Below are 16151 nucleotides of genomic sequence, written 5' to 3'. Positions count from 1 at the left end.
GGCGACGACCGCAGAAGGCGGTGTCGGAGAGTGGCTGGGAACAACGTTGTCACATTCTTTCGGTGGAGTACCGCCGTTTGTCAACTTGATTGCACAGGCCCGGTGCGGCCGTGCTGCACTGCGCAACAGCACCAGCACGCTCAGCGCTGAATGCGCTCTGCGCCTAGAAGCCCATGGCGCAACGGCTAGCGGGTTAATACCGGGTCAAGACGATGTAAACGTTTACGGCGTCTGTCATTCGTTGCGGCGCAGCAACGAAAGTGTCACGAACTCGTTGACATCGTTGTCAACGCAGTTACAGACTCCGCCCCATCGACGGGCCTTTCGTGGGTCCGCTTCCCACCTGCAGCAGGAGCCCGCGTGACCGCCAGCCATCCCGCCCCGGCCCATGTCCTGTCCTGCGTCGCGCCCTCGTTCCTGGCCGCCGACGTCGGCGGCACCCATGTGCGCGTGGCAAGGGCGCAGGCCAGCGGCGACGAGGCCCATCCGGTGCAGCTGCTGGAATACCGCAAGTACCGCAATGCGGACTACGCAGGCCTGAGTGCGATCCTCACCGACTTCCTCGGTGACAGCGCGCGGCCCAGCCAGTGCGTGGTCGCCACCGCCGGCTTCGCCCGCGAGGACGGCACGGTGATCACCGCCAACCTGCCGTGGCCGCTGTCGGCCCGCCAGGTCGAAGCCGAGGTCGGCCTGCAGCACGTGCACATCGTCAACGACTTCGAAGCGGTGGCCTATGCCGCGGCGCAGGTTGACGCAAGCGGCGTGCTGCACCTGTGCGGCCCCGAGACCGCGCCGCGCGGCCCGACCCTGGTGGTCGGCCCCGGTACCGGCCTGGGCGCCGCGCTGTGGATCCCCACTCCTCATGGTCCGGTGGTGCTCGCCACCGAGGCCGGCCAGCCGACGCTGGCGGCCAGCACCGAACTGGAGATGGCCATCGTCCGCCACATGCAGCGCGACCGCGCGCACGTGTCGATCGAACATGCGCTGTCCGGCCCCGGCCTGATGAACGTGTACCACGCCATCTGCGCCCTGCAGGGGCAGTCCCCGGTGCTGGCCAGCCCGGATGCGGTGACCGCCGCAGCGATGGCCGGCACCGATGCCCTCGCCCGCCAGGCGCTGGATGTGTTCTGTGGCCTGCTCGGCAGCACCATCGGCGACATGGCGCTGTTCTACGGTGCGCAGGGTGGTGTCTACCTGGCCGGCGGCATCCTGCCGCAGATCCGTGAATACCTGCATGCCAGCACCTTCGTCGAACGCTACCTGCAGAAGGGGCCGATGGGCGAAGCGCTGGCACGCATCCCGGTGAAGGTGGTCGAGCACGGGCAGCTGGGCGTCATCGGCGCCGCCAGCTGGTTCCTGCTCCACGCCAACGCCTGAACCGCAGTACGCAGCAAGCAGTACGCAGCACCGCAGTACGCACGACGCACTGGAACCGCACCATCGCGCCCGGCAGCCCCTGCTGGCGCCAGGCATGACCTGCCATCCGTTCGCCGCCGACAACGCACATCAGTGATGAGGAGAGACATCATGAACACCCGCAAGACTCTGCTTTCGGCAGCCATCGTCGGCTGCCTCGCCTTCTCGGCGCACGCCCAGCAGGCTACCCCGCAGGACCTGGACACCGTGCAGGTGGTGGGCATCCGCGCCAGCCTGGAAAAATCGCTGGACACCAAGCGCAACAACGTCGGTGTGTCCGAAGCGATCACCGCCGAGGACATCGGCAAGTTCCCCAGCACCAACGTTGCCGAAGCGCTGTCGCAGATCCCGGGCGTGACCCTGGACCGCCGATTCGGCCAGGGCGAGCGCGTCAGCATCGACGGCACCGACCCCAGCCTCAACCTGTCCTTCCTGGACAACCACCCGGTTGCGCAGGCCATCTGGCTGTACGGCGAACAGCCCAACCGCGGCTTCGACTACACGCTGCTGGCCCCGCAGATTCTGGGCCGCGCGGAGATCATCAAGTCGTCCGAAGCGCGACTGACCGAAGGCAGCCTCGGCGGCACCGTGCTGATGCACACCCGCCAGCCGCTGGACCTGAAGCAGAACGAAGTGGCCGCCTCGGTGGGCTACAGCTACAGCCAGCAGGCCAGCGAAGGCAAGCCGAACGCGGCCGTGCTGTACAGCTGGAAGAACAACGACGAGACCTTCGGCGTGGCCGTCTCGGCCCAGCACTACGAAGAAGCCGTCGACCGCCAGGGCAAGGAAGTGTTCGGCTACACCAAGGCCAGCACCTTCCCCAATGCCACCGGCGTGGCTGCCGACGTGGACGTGCCGAACTCGTTCAACGCCGCCTGGTTCCAGCAGGAACGCAAGCGCGACAGCGCCGTGGTCAACCTGCAGTTCAAGCCGACCGATGACCTCGAGTTCAACCTGAGCGGCATGTACATCAAGGAAAAGTTCGACAACTACAACCAGTCGCTCTACTCCTTCCTGACCTGGAACCCGGGCACCGTCAACGCCGTCAACCAGCTCGGCGACGTGCGCAACGGCGTGGCCACCAGCGGCCACTCCAACGCCAGCGCCATCGCCAACAGCGGCACGCTGATCTATGACAACAACGTGCGCCTGTCCGAAGTGGTCACAAAGGGCGTGGACCTGCGTGGCGCCTGGAAGGGCGAAAGCTGGGGCGTGACCGGCCAGGCCGGCCAGAGCAAGTCCGACAACAAGAACCTGGCCCAGTACTTCATCGAGCCGTTCTACAACGGCGGCTACAGCTGGAACATGGACAAGGGCATCACCTTCGATGACCCGGCAGGCGCCCGCGACCCGGCCAACTGGGGTTCGGCCGGCGGCTGGTTCGGCAACAACGGCGTGTTCTCCACCGAGAGCAAGGACACCTACGCCCAGCTCGACTTCAACGTCCAGTTCGACAGCATCTTCAACCAGCTGCAGTTCGGCGTGCGCCACGGCAAGCACGATGAAGCCTTCACCCTCAACGTGTACGGCGGCGTCACCCCGGGCACGCTGGCCGACGTCGGCACCATCGGCCTGACCGACATCCAGGGTTTCACCAGCGACCAGGGCCGCCACGTGCAGGCCGGCCGCAACAACGTGCTGAACTGGGTGCGCAACAGCCCGATCGACTACAGCAACCCCGATCCGGCCAGCTACCTCAACAACAGCTGGGCGCTGACCCAGACCAACAACGCGGCCTACGCGCAGTTGAACTTCTCCAACGGCCCGCTGCGCGGCAACCTGGGCGTGCGCTACGTCGATTCCAAGACCGAAGGCAGCGGCTTCGTCTACGGCGGCACGCCGACCCTGACCGACCTGGACAGCAAGTGGCAGACCCGCACCAAGAAGGAAGACTTCGTGCTGCCGTCGTTGAACGTCGCGTGGGACACCGACAACGACTGGGTGTTCCGCTTCGCCGCGGCCAAGGTGATCGCCTGGGCGCCGTACAACCAGATGGTCAACAACACCTTCCTCAACGACACCACCCTGACCGGTTCGGGCGGCAACGCCGATCTGTCGCCGTATGAGTCGTGGAACTTCAACGCCTCGGCCGAGTACTATTACGCGCCGCAGGCCGTGGTGGCGTGGTCGGTGTTCTACAAGAAGATCGACAACTACATCGACACCTCGGCCACCATCGAGCGCCAGTACAACTCGATCCGCGATACCTCGCCGGCCACCTGGGCGAACCTCGTCGGTACCAACGGCTGCACCGCCGACGGCTACTGCGATTACAGCATCCAGCGCCCGCGCAACGCCGGCAGCGGCCACGTCAAGGGCTTCAACATCAGCTTCCAGCAGCCCTTCGGCGAAAGCGGCTTCGGCCTGACCGCCAACTACACCTACGCCAACGGTGAGAACAACACCGGCGATCCGCTGCCGTACCAGTCGCGCAATGCCATCGCCTTCAGCCCGTACTACGAGAAGGGCCCGATCAATGCGCGCCTGACCTACAACTGGCGTGACAGCTATCTGGCCGGCGGCTACGTGGCCGGTGCCGCCCCGTCCAGCGTGGACGACTACGCGGAACTGGGTGCCAGCTTCGGCTATACCTTCAACGACAACTGGTCGCTGACGGTGGACGCGCAGAACCTGCTGGACGAGACCTACTTCCAGTACCTGGGCGACAAGGAACACCTGGCTGGCAAGTACAAGAGCGGCCGCCGCTACATGGCCACCCTGCACTTCAAGTTCTAAGACTGCACCCAGCTGCACATCGCGACGGGCCCGGATTTCCGGGCCCGTCGTACGATGGGAGACCGGAATCGCCGCCTGCGCGGCGGCCACGCGCGGCACAGCGAGCCGCCCACCACAGGAGTGAGACGATGCGACCCTTCCCCCTTGCCAGCATGCTGCTGGGCCTGGCGATGCTTCCCGCCGCCGCCCGCGCCGCCGATGCCCCGGCACTGGATACCGGCCCCGGCCCGCAGCTGCGCGCCGGCAGCCTGATGCTGATTCCCGCACCGGCCAAGGTGCAGCGCGGCAATGGCGCCGGCATCACCGTGGCCGCAGGCACGGCCCTGCGCGCCGACAGCGAAGCCGAGCAGCGCGTGGCCGGCCAGTTCGCCGATCTGCTCGCCCGCAGTGGCGGCCCGCGCCTGGCGCTGGCTACCGGCAAGGCCGGCGGCATCCGCTTCCAGATCATCCCCACCTTCCGCGATACCGGCGAGGGCTACACGCTGGAGAGCACCGCGCAGGGCGTGCTGGTGCAGGCCGGCAACGAGACCGGCCTGTTCTACGGCGCCACCACCCTGGCCCAGCTGGCCACCGGCGGCAGCCAGGGCGCGCTGCCGGCCGTGCAGATCCAGGACGCACCGCGTTTCAGCTGGCGCGGCTTCATGCTCGACTCGGCGCGCCACTTCCAGAGCCTGGACGAGATCAAGCGCGTGCTCGATGCGATGTCCGCGCACAAGCTCAACACCTTCCATTGGCACCTGACCGATGACCAGGGCTGGCGCATGGAGATCAAGCGCTACCCGAAGCTGACCGAGGTCGGCAGCTGCCGCCTGCCGGCCGGCGATGGCGGCATCGATCCGGTGACGAAGCAGGAATACCCGTTCTGCGGCTTCTACACCCAGGACCAGATCCGCGAAGTGATTGCCTATGCAGCCAAGCTGCACATCCAGGTGATCCCGGAAATCGACGTGCCCGGCCACGCCACGGCCGCGATCGCCGCCTACCCGGAACTGGGCTCGATCAGCACGCCGCTGAAGCCGATCAGCGAATGGGGCGTGTTCCCCAACCTGTTCAACGTCGAGGACGGCACCGTCACCTTCCTGGAGAACGTGCTGGAGGAAGTGATCCAGCTGTTCCCGGCAAAGTACGTGCACGTGGGTGGCGACGAGGCGGTCAAGGACCAGTGGATCGCCTCGAAGCAGGTGCAGAAGCGCATGCGCGAGCTGGGCATCAAGGATGAGATGGCCATGCAGAGCCACATCATCAAGCGCCTGGAAACCTTCCTGGAAGCGCACGACCGCCGCCTGATCGGCTGGGACGAGATCCTCGAAGGCGGCCTGCCGCCGCAGGCCACGGTGATGTCCTGGCGCGGCACCGAAGGCGGCCTCGCCGCGGCCAGCAGCGGCCATGACGTGGTGATGTCGCCGGTCAGCCACCTGTACCTGGACTACCTGCAGACCGGTTCGCCGAACGAGCCGCCGGGCCGCCCGGCCCAGGTCAACCTGGCCAAGCTGTACAACTTCGAGCCGGTGCCGGCCGAGCTGGCCGCCGACAAGCGCGGGCACATCCTCGGCCTGCAGGCGAACATGTTCACCGAGCACACCCGCACCTACGCACGCCTGCAGCACAACCTGTTCCCGCGCCTGGCCGCGGTGGCCGAAACCGGCTGGAGCGCGCCGGAGCATCGCGATTTCCGCGATTTCCTCGCCCGCCTGCCGGCGCAGCTGCAGCGCTACCGCGCCTGGGGCCTGGCCTATGCGCAGACCCCGTTCGAAGTGGGCGTGGGCCATACCGACGACCGCGCCGCGAACACGGTGACGGTGTCGCTGGCCAATCCGCTGGGCTATGAGGTGCGCTACAGCACCGACGGCACGCCGGTGACCGCAAGCTCGCCGCTGTACCAGCAGCCGCTGACCCAGCCGCTGCCCGCCACTGTGCAGGCCGCTGCGTTCTTCCAGGGCCAGCCGCTGGCAGCGGCACCGACCGTGGCGTCCTACACCGCGCAGTCGCTGCTCAGCCGCCACAGCGAGGAACTGCACAGCTGCGTGGGCGAGAAGGGCCTGGTACTGCGCCTGGAAGACGATGGCCCGCGCGAAGGTGCGCGCAAGGTGTTCACCGTGGACATCTTCCAGCCGTGCTGGCGCTGGCCGGCCGCGCAGCTCGATGGCATCGGCAGCGTGGAAGTACGTGCCGGGCGCATTCCGTACTACTTTCAGCTGGCCCATGACGAACCGGCGCGCAGGTTCGAGAAGGCCAAGGGCCGCAACGGCGAAATGCTGATCCGTCGTGGCGACTGCACCGGCAAGGTCGTGGCCCAGGTGCCGCTGCCGGCCAGCACCGATGCCGATGGCTTCGTCACCCTGCGCGCGGCGCTGCCGAAGGGTGGGTCGGGCACGGACGATCTGTGCATCAACTTCACCGGCGACACGCGCCCGGCGATGTGGGTGCTGGATGAGGTGACGCTGCAGAAGTGATGCGGGACACGGTGGAGCCGAGCATGTCTCGGCTCCACCGGAACGACATCCACGCATGGCGTGGATGTACTGGCACCGCCGTGCTACCTCAACCGCGCCAGCGCAGCAGGATGTCGCGCACCGGGGTCAAGGCGGTCGCCAGACCCGACAGCACGCCCACCGTATTGGCCAGCGCATCCATCGGGTCGGCGCTGCGGTTGCTGGTCAGCGCACCCTGCGCGAACTCGATGCCCACGCCCATCAGCACCAGGCCCACGCCCGCCCACAGCAGCGGCGTGCCACGACGGAACAACTGCACCGCGCTGCCGGACAGGATGAAATAGGCCAGGAAGTGCTCGACCTTGTCGCCGTTCTCCGGCAGGTCGATCGGCGGCGGCGGAATCAGGCAGACCACGATCACCACCAGTACCGCCAGCAGCCACAGCGCGGTCCACAGCCGCGGCCGACGCAGCGGCTTGATCACCGGCAACCCTGCGCTCACAGGCGCCAGCTCAGGTCACCCAGCTCGAAGGCCGGTTCGAAATCCACCTCGCGCTGCAGGCCGATCACCTGGAAGCGTTCGCCCATCTCGGTCGGCAGGGTCAGCTTCTTCACCTGGTCGCGCAGCTGGATGCGGCCCACTTCATCGGTGCGCTCTTCGGCCAGCACCAGCACCTGGTCCAGGCCATTGCCGAGCAGGAAACTGGACTGGCTGCAGTAACCGGCCAGCTCGAAGCCACCGTGCAGGCCGGCCTCGGCCATGGCGGTGAAATCCACCGATGCGGTGATGTCCTGCAGGCCCGGCCAGCGGTACACCTCGTTGTGCACGTGGTGGCGGTAGAACGCGCGCACGGTGCCGTCGTCGCGGTCGTGCTGGTAGAACTCGCCACGGTTGTAGCCGTAATCGACGAACAGCATCGCGCCACGCTGCAGGCCACCGGCCACCGCCTGCAGCCAGTACGGCAGCTGCGGCAGCACTTCGGAGCGGTAGCCATCGGCGAAAGGCTTTTCCAGGTAGCGCTCGAGGTGGCGCACCGCGCCATTGAGCAGCACGTCGGCCGGCTGCGCGCCGCGCATGAAGTTGCCCTCGCCATCCAGCTCGACGGTTTCCTCGTAGACCTCGCCGTCCTTGATCAGGAAGCGCGGGGTCGGCAGCGCGTCGATCACCTCGTTGGCGAACACCACGCCGTCCCAGTCGTCATCGAACGGGCGGTCGACCCATTCCACGCGGCTGGCCAGCTCGGCCGGCAGGTTCTGCTGCAGGCGCTGCTGCTGGCGCTGGCGCAGGTCCGCGCTGGGCTCGAGGATGGCGTAGCGTGCCGGCAGCGCGTCCAGTTCGGCCAGGCGCAGCAGCACGGCCTCGGCGAAGGCGCCGGTGCCGCCGCCCAGCTCCAGCATGCGCGCGTGCGCATCCAGCTGTGCGAACACCGGGGCCAGCGCGTTGGCCACGCTGCCGGCGAACAGGCTGCCGAGCTCGGGCGCGGTGGTGAAATCACCACTGCCACCGAACTTGCTGGCGCCGGCGCTGTAATAGCCCCAGCCGGGGGCGTACAGGCACAGCTCCATGAAGCGCGAGAACGGGATCGCCCCGCCCTGCGCAAGGATTTCGGCACGCAGGGCGGCCGCCAGCTGGTCGCTGTGGGCCAGGGCGTCGGCTTCAGGCAGGGGGAAGGTGGGCTGCATGGTGTCTTCGAATGCGGTGACAATGGTGCACAGGATAGCCGAGCCTTGGAGGACCCTCATGAGCGACACCGCCCCCGTGGCCCTGATCACCGGCAGCGCCCGCCGGATCGGTGCGGCCATCGCCCGCCAGTTCCACGCCTGTGGCTGGTCGGTGGTGCTGCACGCCCACGCATCCAGCGCCGAGCTGCAGCAGGCCGCGTTCGACCTGGAGAACGTCCGCCCGGGCAGCGTGCTGGCCCTGCAGGCCGACCTGCGCGACGCCGATGCCCTGCCCGACCTGGTCGAACAGGCCGTGGCCCACTTCGGCCGCCTGGACGCGCTGGTCAACAACGCCTCCAACTTCTTCCCCACCCCGTTCGGCCAGGTCACCGCCGAGGCCATGGACGAGCTCTACGCGGTCAACGCCCGCGCGCCGCTGCTGCTGTCACAGGCGGCCGCGCCCTACCTGCGCCGCCAGCAGGGCTGCATCGTCAACCTGACCGACCTGCACGGCACCGACCCGATGCGCGACCACGTCGCCTACACCATGGCCAAGGCCGCGCTGGAAATGGCCACCCGTTCGCTGGCGCTGGAACTGGCGCCGAAGGTGCGGGTGAATGCCGTGGCGCCGGGCGCGATCCTGTGGCCGGAACAGGGCAAGGATGATTTCGCCCGCGAAGCGCTGCTGGCGCGCACGCCGCTGGCCCGCATCGGCACCGTCGAGGAGATCGCCGAGGCGGTGTACTGGCTGGTGGCCGAGGCCAGCTTCGTCACCGGCCACACGCTGCGCGTGGATGGCGGGCGTACTGTCAGCTGACACGACCGGTAGTGCCGGCCGCTGGCCGGCAACAAAAACCCATCATTCCAGGTCCACGACCTCGAACGCTTCCCCATGCTGCTTGTGCGCGCGCCACAGCGTGGCCAGATCCCGGCCGCTCACCGGATCGATGAAGTCCGGGGCGATGTCCGCCAGCGGCTTCAGCACGAAGGCATGCTTCAGCTCCGGGCGCGGGATGCGCAGGTGGCCGGGCCCTTCCACCACCAGGTCGCCGTAGAACACCACGTCGATATCCAGCGTACGGTCGGAAAAGCGCGGCCCGCTGCGGTCGCGGCCATGCGCGTCTTCCAGCGCGTGCAGCCAGTCGTCCAGTTCCTGCAGCGGCAGATCGGTCTCGATCGCCACGCCGTTGTTGAGGAAGGCCGGGCCATCGAAGCCGACCGCGGCCGTGCGGTAGGCCGGTGATACCCGCAGCGCGCCGAAACGCTTGCGCAGGGCCGTCACCGCGGCGTGGAGGTAGCGGCGGGGCTGGACGTTGCTGCCCAGGCTCAGGAGCACGGTGGTCATGCGGTTCCGGTGACGGCGTTCAGGGGGGGGGTGGGCATGCCATCGTCACGGCGGCCTGCCTACAATCCAGGACGCACATGATAGGACACCCACATGACCTATTGCGTTGGAATCGAGGTGGACGAAGGCCTGGTCTTCGCCGCCGACACCCGGACCAATGCCGCGCTGGACGATGTCCGCGTGCACCGCAAGCTGCACGTGTTCGAGTACCCCGGCGAGGCGACCTTCGTACTGATGGCCGCCGGCAACCTGGCCACGACCCAGCTGCTGGTCTCGCGCCTGCAGCGTGATGCCGCCGAAGCGCGCACGCCCAACCTGCGGCAGATGACGCACCTGTTCGAAGCCGCCGCCTACGTGGGCGCGCTGCTGGTGGACAGCCAGGTGAAGTGCCAGCACACCGAACACGGCCACGACGGCATCAACACGCAGGCCACGCTGATCTTCGGTGGGCAGATCGCCGGCGAGCAGCCAGGCCTGTACATGATCTACCCGCTGGGGAATGCCATTGCCGCCTCGCCGGAGACGCCCTACCTGCAGATCGGCGAATCCAAGTACGGCAAGCCGATCCTCGACCGCATCCTCAGCCCGGCCACGCGGCTGGAAGATGCCGCGCGCACGGCGCTGCTGTCGCTGGACTCGACCATCCGTTCCAACCTGTCGGTGGGCCTGCCGATCGACATGGTGATGCTGCGCAAGGGCGAACTGCAGGTAGACCAGCAGCTGCGCTTCACCGCCGATTCGCCGCTGTATGCCGACATCCACAACAACTGGTCACGGCGGCTGGAGCAGGCGGTGGCAAGCCTGCCGCGGTTCCCGTGGGAAGCGCCCGGCACCGACCAATAAGACCGGCCGGGCATGGCCCGGGGCTACCGGGTCACGGTGACGGTAGTACCGGCCGCTGGCCGGCAGCCCCTTCAACCCAGCGCTTCGGCCACCGCGCGGAACACCTGCTGCATCTGCAGCGGCTTGCGCAGCACGTGCACGTCGATTCCCGCCGGGAAGGCGCTGGTGTCCAGCTCCACCGCGGCCTCTTCCAGCACCAGTGCCGGGCCGGCGTAGCCCAGCGTGGCCATCTCACCCAGCAGCTGGCTGGCCGGCAGCAGGCGCGAGCCGGCATCGGCAATGACCAGCGCCGGCATCGCTTCCTGCTGCATCCAGCGCAGCGCGGCCGGGCCGTCGGAAGCCAACTGCAGCTGGTAGCCCTGGCTGGACAGCGCATTGCCCAGCAGCGACAGGCGCGTGGCTTCGCCATCGACCACCAGGATCGACTGGCCACTGCCCAGCGCCACCAGCTGTTCGACCGGCTCACCGCCCTCGGCCAGCTCATGCATCGGCAGCCGCAGCTCGAATCGCGTGCCCTGCCCCAGCTGGCTGCTGACGTGGATGCTGCCACCGGCACCTTCGACGATGCGCTTGCAGGAAATCAGGCCCAGCCCGGTGCCGTCGGCCTTGGTGGTGAAGAACGGATTGAACAGGTGCGACAGCGTGTCGGCATCCATGCCGATGCCTTCGTCTTCGACCACGATGCGCAGCCAATCGACGCCCTCGCGTTCGCCGGCATGTTCGGCGGTCAGGCTCAGGCGCCCGCCCTGCGGCATCGCCTGGATCGCGTTGAGCGCCAGGTTCAGCAGCACCTGCTGCAGTTCGGTGTAGTTGGCATCGACCACCAGCCCTTCGTCCTGCACCTCCAGCTCGAGGTTCACCGCCTCGGGCACGTTGCTGCGCAACAGCAGCGCCACGGCCTGGAACAGATCATCAATGACGATGCGCTCGCTGGGATTGCGCGAGCCACGCACGAAGGACAGCATCGATTCGGCCATCTCGTGGCCACGGCGGCCGCACTCGGCGATGACATCGGCCAGATGATGCAGCTGCGGGTCTTCGGTACGCGCCTTCAGCAGGTCAGGCATGATCAGCAGCGGCTGCAGGATGTTGCGCAGATCGTGGCTGAGGCCGGCGGCAAGCAGCGAGAGGCTCTCCAGCCGCTGCGCACGCATCAGCTCGGTTTCCACGCGCAGGCGCTCCACCGCGCTGCGTGCATCACGCACCGCGCGCGCCACCGCCGACGGCAGGCGCGCCGGGTGGTGCTTGATGATGTAGTCATTGGCGCCCTTCTGCAGGGCCTCCACCGCGTTCTCCTCGCCCATCGTGCCGGAGACGAAGATGAAGGGAACATCCGGTGCGGCCTCGCGCACGATGCGCAGCGCTTCGTCACCGGAGAAACCCGGCATGCTCAGGTCCGAGAGCACAATGTCCGGCGCGAAGCTGGCCAGCGCCTGGCGCAGCTCGGGGCCGCTCTCCACGCGCTCGAAACGGGCGTCCAGGCCCGCGTCGAGCATCTGTTCGGACATCAGCTCGGCATCTTCCGCTGAATCTTCCACCAGCAGGATGCGCAGCGCCCCGAGGGCCGGACCAGTCAAGGGCATGGCCTTACTCGACCTCCGGTGCCTGGTTGATCAGCGCCCAGAACTTGCCCAGGGTCTGCACCGCGCCGAAGAACTGGTCCACGTCCACCGGCTTTACCACGTAGGCGTTCACGCCCATGTCCCAGCTGCGCGCCAGATCGCTTTCCTCGCGCGAGGACGACAGGATGACCACCGGCAGCCGCTTCAGTTCGTCGTGCTCGCGGATCTGCCGCAGCACTTCCAGGCCATCCATGCGCGGCATCTTGATGTCCAGCAGCAGCACCGCCGGCAAGCCCTCTTCGCGGCCGGCCCACGCACCACGGCGCAGCAGGTAGTCCATCACTTCCACGCCGTCCTCGACGTGCACGATGGGGTTGGCCAGACGGGCCTCCTGCAGTGCATCGATGGCCATTTCAGCGTCGGCCGGGCTGTCTTCGGCCAGGAGGATGGTGCGCAGCGTCGTCATGCGGAAGACCCTTGGTTGACTGCATCCAGTGCCGGAGGCAGATAGAAGTGGAAGGTGGCACCGGCATCGGGCGCGGCTTCGGCCCAGATGCGGCCGCCATGGCGGGTCAGCACGCGGCGCACGCTGGCCAGGCCGATGCCGGTGCCAGGGTAGTCACTGGCCTTGTGCAGGCGCTGGAACACGCCGAACAGCTTGCCGGCGTAGGCCATGTCAAAGCCTGCACCATTGTCGCTGACCGTGAACTGATGGCCGCCATCGGCCTGCTGCTGGTAGTCCACGTGGATCTGCGCCGGTTCACGGTTGCCCGAGTACTTCACCGCGTTTCCGAGCAGGTTCAGCCACACCTGGCGCATCATGTTCTCGTCGGCCACCACGATCGGCAGCGGCGCGATGTTCCACTCCACGTGGTGGGCCACACCGCTGCTTTCGGCATCGGTCTTCAGATTGGCATCGAGCATGGCCCGCGTGTCGGCCACCAGCGTCTGCATGTCCACCGCCTGCTGGCGCATCGCCGCGCGGCCCAGCCGCGAATAGACCAGCAGGTCGTCGATCAGCGCCGCCATGCGCCGCGCCGAACCGGAGATCACGTCCAGGTAGTGATGGCTCTTCTCGTCGGCGCCCTCGCCCAGGTGCCGCGACAGCTTGTCGGAGAAACCGGCGACGTGGCGCAGCGGTGCGCGCAGGTCGTGCGACACCGAATAGCTGAAGGCCTCCAGCTCACGGTTGACCTCCGAGACCTGGGCCACCTTGCCTTCCAGCTGGCGGTTCAGCTCTTCCACGCGCCACTGCACGGCACGCTGCACGGTCACGTCGCTGACCGTCATCAGCACCACTTCATCATCGGTGTCGGGCAGCGGCATGCGCCGCGCATTGATGAGCATGTAACGCACCGTGCCGTCGGTGCGCTGTTCGTGTTCGAAGTCCCACAGCTCGCGCCCTCGCAGCAGCACGTCGGACAGGCGCTGGCGCACTACCGGATCCTGCCACGCGCCTTCGCCGACATCGGCCAGCAACGTGCCGTCGGCACGTTCGTCCTGCAGCCCGTACAGTTCGGCGAACGCCGGGTTGTGCAGCTGCACGCGCAGGTCGCGGTCGAGCAGCACAATCGGCTCGCGCACGGTCTGCAGCACCGAGGCGGCACGCGCGGCCGCGCGCAGCGACTGCCGCTCGGCGTGCAGGCGGCGGCCGATCTGCCGCTGCAGCAGCCACAGCACCAGGCCCAGCAGGCACAGCTGCACCACCAGCGAGCTCCACGACACCAGCTCGGTCTGCTTGCGCTGGCGCGCCGCCTGTTCGGCACGCGCCGCCAGCAGCTTCTGTTCGCTGGCCTGCATTTCTTCCACCAGGCCACGGATCGGGTAGCGCGTGCTCAGGTCCTGCACCAGTTCGCGCTGGTCGGTATTGGGTTCGGACCGCGCCAGCTGGCGGGCCAGCGCCATGCGCCCTTCCAGCATCGACTCGATGCGGCCGATGCGGATCAACTGGTCGGGGTTGTCGCGGGTCATCCGGGCCAGCTCGGTCAGCCGCCCGGGAATGTCATTGGCCTTGCCCATGCGCTCGCGCAGGCCGGGCGCATCCACGCCCTTGGACAGGGTCAGCGCCGCCGACTCGACGTCACGCACGTCGGCCTGCAGCTGCTGCAGGGCCACGCCGACCGCCTGCGTGTGGCTGACCCAGGCCATCGCCTTTTCGTTGTCCTGCTGCAGCTGACGCAGGGTCAGCCAGGGGACGATGATGATCGCAGCAGCGGCGAGTGCCAGCGCAGGCAGCCGCCAGCGGTCCCAGATGCCATCACTGAACACCAGCGCCATGATCCACCGTCAACGAAGCGATGCCGCCAATATAGCGCAGCCGTTCACTCCGCGAACACACGACAGGGGCGCCCCTCGCGGGACGCCCCTGTCCACTTCAAGCGAGCGCCGGGATCAGCGCTTGGCGGCGGCGTTGACCTTCAGCGCGGCCGAATCGACGCGGGTCACGCCCTTGATGCCCTTGGCGGTGGTGACGGCCTTGTCCTTCTCGGCCTGGGTGGCAACGGTGCCGCTGAGGCTGACCACACCGTTGACCGTTTCCACCTTCACTTCGGTGCCCGGGACATTGCTGCTGGCCAGCAGGTCGGCCTTCACCTTGGTGGTGATCCAGCTGTCGGTCACCGGCTCGTTGGAGTCGTGGCGATCCGCGTGGGTCATCGCGGCATGGTCGGCCTTCGGCGGGTCCTTGGCCATTACCGCCGAAGAAGACAGGGCCAGGCCCAGGGTGAGGGACGAAGCAATCAGGGTACGGGTCAGGCTGCTCATCGTGCGGTGCTCCTTCTGGATGTGCTGCCAGTGTGGACAGGTGCCTGTGTTGCACGCGTCGGGCTGGGGTCACGCTGCCGTGAATCCGCGAAAGGCATCGGTAGCCATTCAGTTTTGCCTCGCCCGTAACCACGTTCTACGCTTTGTCTCCCCACTCTGCGGAACGCGCCCATGCGCCCCGACCTGCAACTGGCCCTGATCGGCTACGGCCTGGCCGGCCGTGTCTTCCACGCCCCGCTCATCCAGCACACGCCCGGGCTGGCCCTGCACAGCATCGTCAGTTCGCAGCGTGACACGCTGCTGCGCAGCTTCAGCGATGTGCACGTGCGTGCCACCGCGCAGGAGGTGTTCGATGACCCCGCCGTGGACGCGGTGGTGATCGCCACGCCGAACGAGCAGCACGCACCGCTGGCGATTGCCGCATTGGCCGCCGGCAAGCACGTGCTGGTCGACAAGCCGTTCGCCTTGGACGTGGCCGAGGCGGAAACGGTGCTGGCCGCGGCGCGCGATGCCGGGCGCATCGCCACGGTGTTCCAGAACCGGCGCTTCGATGCGGATTTCCTCACCCTGCAGGCGCTGCTGGTCGAGGGCACGCTGGGCGAGGTGGCCGAATGCCACGCGCATTTCGACCGCTACCGGCCACAGGTACGCGATCGCTGGCGCGAAAAGGAAGGACCCGGCAGCGGCCTGTGGTACGACCTTGGCCCGCATCTGCTGGACCAGATGCTGGTGCTGTTCGGATGGCCGCAGGCGATCGATGCCGATCTGGCGGTGCAGCGCGAAGGCGGCAGCGGCATCGACTATTTCCATGCGGTGCTCCATTACCCACGGCATCGCGCGATCGTGCATGCCGGTTCGCTGGTGGCGGCGCCGACGCCGCATTTCGCGGTGCATGGCCGCGGCGGCAGCTGGGTCAAGCACGGCCTGGACGTGCAGGAAGCGCAGCTGCGCCGTGGCGTGGCACCGGGCGCGCCCGGCTGGGGCATCGACCCGCGGCATGGCGAGCTGCTGCGCTGCGATGCGGAGGACAACGTGCAGCGCACGACGGTGGACAACCTGCCGGGTGACTACCGCCGGCTGTATGCGCAGTTCGCAGGGGCGATGCGTGGCGAGGGCGAGCCGACGGTGAGTGCGGTGCAGGCGCTGCAGCTGATGCGGTTGCTGGAGGCGGGGATGGTGAGTGCGCGCGAAGGACGGCGGGTGGTGCTGGGGTGATCGGCAGGGCTGCGCCCTGCACCTGGCGAATCAACGTCGACTTCAACGTCAAAAGCTGGCTCTCCGTGGGATGGCGGGGCGGGTCCGGTTGAGGGGGACGCCGTAAACCCATCCATGGGGGCTTGGTCGCGGCATCCATGCCGCTCACACCCCCTCAACCGGACCCACCCCGCCTTC

Annotated in this window: 13 protein-coding genes; 6 read left to right on the top strand and 7 right to left on the bottom strand. The window is 67.7% G+C overall.

The window, feature by feature from the left end; all coding sequences use genetic code 11:
- Positions 1–360 precede the first annotated feature (360 nt).
- The 3 genes from DCO49_RS07240 (at position 361) to DCO49_RS07230 (ending at position 6605) form a co-directional block, all read left to right on the top strand.
- Positions 361–1377 (top strand): glucokinase family protein, encoded by a 1017-nt coding sequence (locus tag DCO49_RS07240; RefSeq protein ID WP_116863454.1) that lies wholly within the window; start codon positions 361–363, stop codon positions 1375–1377.
- Positions 1378–1527: 150 nt separating this feature from the next.
- Positions 1528–4152 (top strand): TonB-dependent receptor, encoded by a 2625-nt coding sequence (locus DCO49_RS07235; protein WP_116863453.1) that lies wholly within the window; start codon positions 1528–1530, stop codon positions 4150–4152.
- 128 nt (positions 4153–4280) lie between these two features.
- A complete protein-coding gene (locus tag DCO49_RS07230) occupies positions 4281–6605 on the top strand; it encodes a family 20 glycosylhydrolase (RefSeq protein WP_116863452.1) in 2325 nt (774 codons plus the stop codon).
- Between the two features lie 88 nt (positions 6606–6693).
- On the opposite strand, the gene DCO49_RS07225 is transcribed toward DCO49_RS07230, so the two are convergent.
- Both DCO49_RS07225 and DCO49_RS07220 read right to left on the bottom strand, forming a co-directional pair.
- Positions 6694–7086 carry a VanZ family protein gene (locus DCO49_RS07225; RefSeq protein WP_116863451.1) on the bottom strand — a complete coding sequence of 131 codons (393 nt, stop codon included), beginning with the start codon at positions 7084–7086 and terminating at the stop codon, positions 6694–6696.
- Positions 7083–8267, bottom strand: a complete 1185-nt coding sequence (locus DCO49_RS07220; protein WP_116863450.1) for an SAM-dependent methyltransferase — start codon at positions 8265–8267, stop codon at positions 7083–7085. The genes DCO49_RS07225 and DCO49_RS07220 overlap by 4 nt, the downstream gene beginning before the upstream one ends.
- Positions 8268–8325: 58 nt before the next feature.
- Between DCO49_RS07220 and DCO49_RS07215 the strand changes: the two genes are divergently transcribed.
- The gene (locus tag DCO49_RS07215; protein WP_116863449.1) at positions 8326–9063 is read left to right on the top strand and encodes a pteridine reductase; all 738 of its coding nucleotides are present in this window, start codon (positions 8326–8328) and stop codon (positions 9061–9063) included.
- Positions 9064–9105: 42 nt separating this feature from the next.
- Here the strand turns inward: DCO49_RS07215 and folK are convergent, their stop codons facing one another.
- Positions 9106–9591, bottom strand: a complete 486-nt coding sequence (folK, locus tag DCO49_RS07210) for a 2-amino-4-hydroxy-6-hydroxymethyldihydropteridine diphosphokinase (RefSeq protein WP_116863448.1) — start codon at positions 9589–9591, stop codon at positions 9106–9108.
- Positions 9592–9684: 93 nt separating this feature from the next.
- On the opposite strand from folK, the gene DCO49_RS07205 reads away from it, so the two are divergent.
- Positions 9685–10434: a 20S proteasome subunit A/B gene (locus tag DCO49_RS07205; protein ID WP_116863447.1), complete on the top strand. Its 750-nt coding sequence runs from the start codon at positions 9685–9687 to the stop codon at positions 10432–10434.
- A 71-nt stretch (positions 10435–10505) separates the two neighbouring features.
- On the opposite strand, the gene DCO49_RS07200 is transcribed toward DCO49_RS07205, so the two are convergent.
- The 4 genes from DCO49_RS07200 to DCO49_RS07185 all read right to left on the bottom strand — a co-directional run bounded on the left by DCO49_RS07200 (position 10506) and on the right by DCO49_RS07185 (position 14759).
- Positions 10506–12017 carry an ATP-binding protein gene (locus DCO49_RS07200; protein WP_116863446.1) on the bottom strand — a complete coding sequence of 504 codons (1512 nt, stop codon included), beginning with the start codon at positions 12015–12017 and terminating at the stop codon, positions 10506–10508.
- Positions 12018–12021: 4 nt separating this feature from the next.
- The gene (locus tag DCO49_RS07195; protein ID WP_116863445.1) at positions 12022–12462 is read right to left on the bottom strand and encodes a response regulator; all 441 of its coding nucleotides are present in this window, start codon (positions 12460–12462) and stop codon (positions 12022–12024) included.
- Entirely contained in the window at positions 12459–14273 is a 1815-nt protein-coding gene (locus tag DCO49_RS07190; RefSeq protein ID WP_116863444.1) for an ATP-binding protein, read from the bottom strand. Before DCO49_RS07190 ends, DCO49_RS07195 begins: the two co-directional genes overlap by 4 nt.
- 114 nt (positions 14274–14387) lie before the next feature.
- Complete coding sequence (locus DCO49_RS07185) at positions 14388–14759, bottom strand: BON domain-containing protein (RefSeq protein ID WP_116863443.1); 372 nt, start codon at positions 14757–14759, stop codon at positions 14388–14390.
- Positions 14760–14930: 171 nt separating this feature from the next.
- Here DCO49_RS07185 and DCO49_RS07180 point away from each other — a divergent pair, with 171 nt between their 5' ends.
- Positions 14931–15974 (top strand): oxidoreductase, encoded by a 1044-nt coding sequence (locus tag DCO49_RS07180; protein ID WP_116863442.1) that lies wholly within the window; start codon positions 14931–14933, stop codon positions 15972–15974.
- The last annotated feature ends 177 nt before the right edge of the window (positions 15975–16151 follow it).

The organism is Stenotrophomonas sp. SPM (assembly GCF_003105135.1).
Taxonomy (GTDB): domain Bacteria; phylum Pseudomonadota; class Gammaproteobacteria; order Xanthomonadales; family Xanthomonadaceae; genus Stenotrophomonas.
This window is presented reverse-complemented; position numbering and strand designations above follow the sequence as displayed.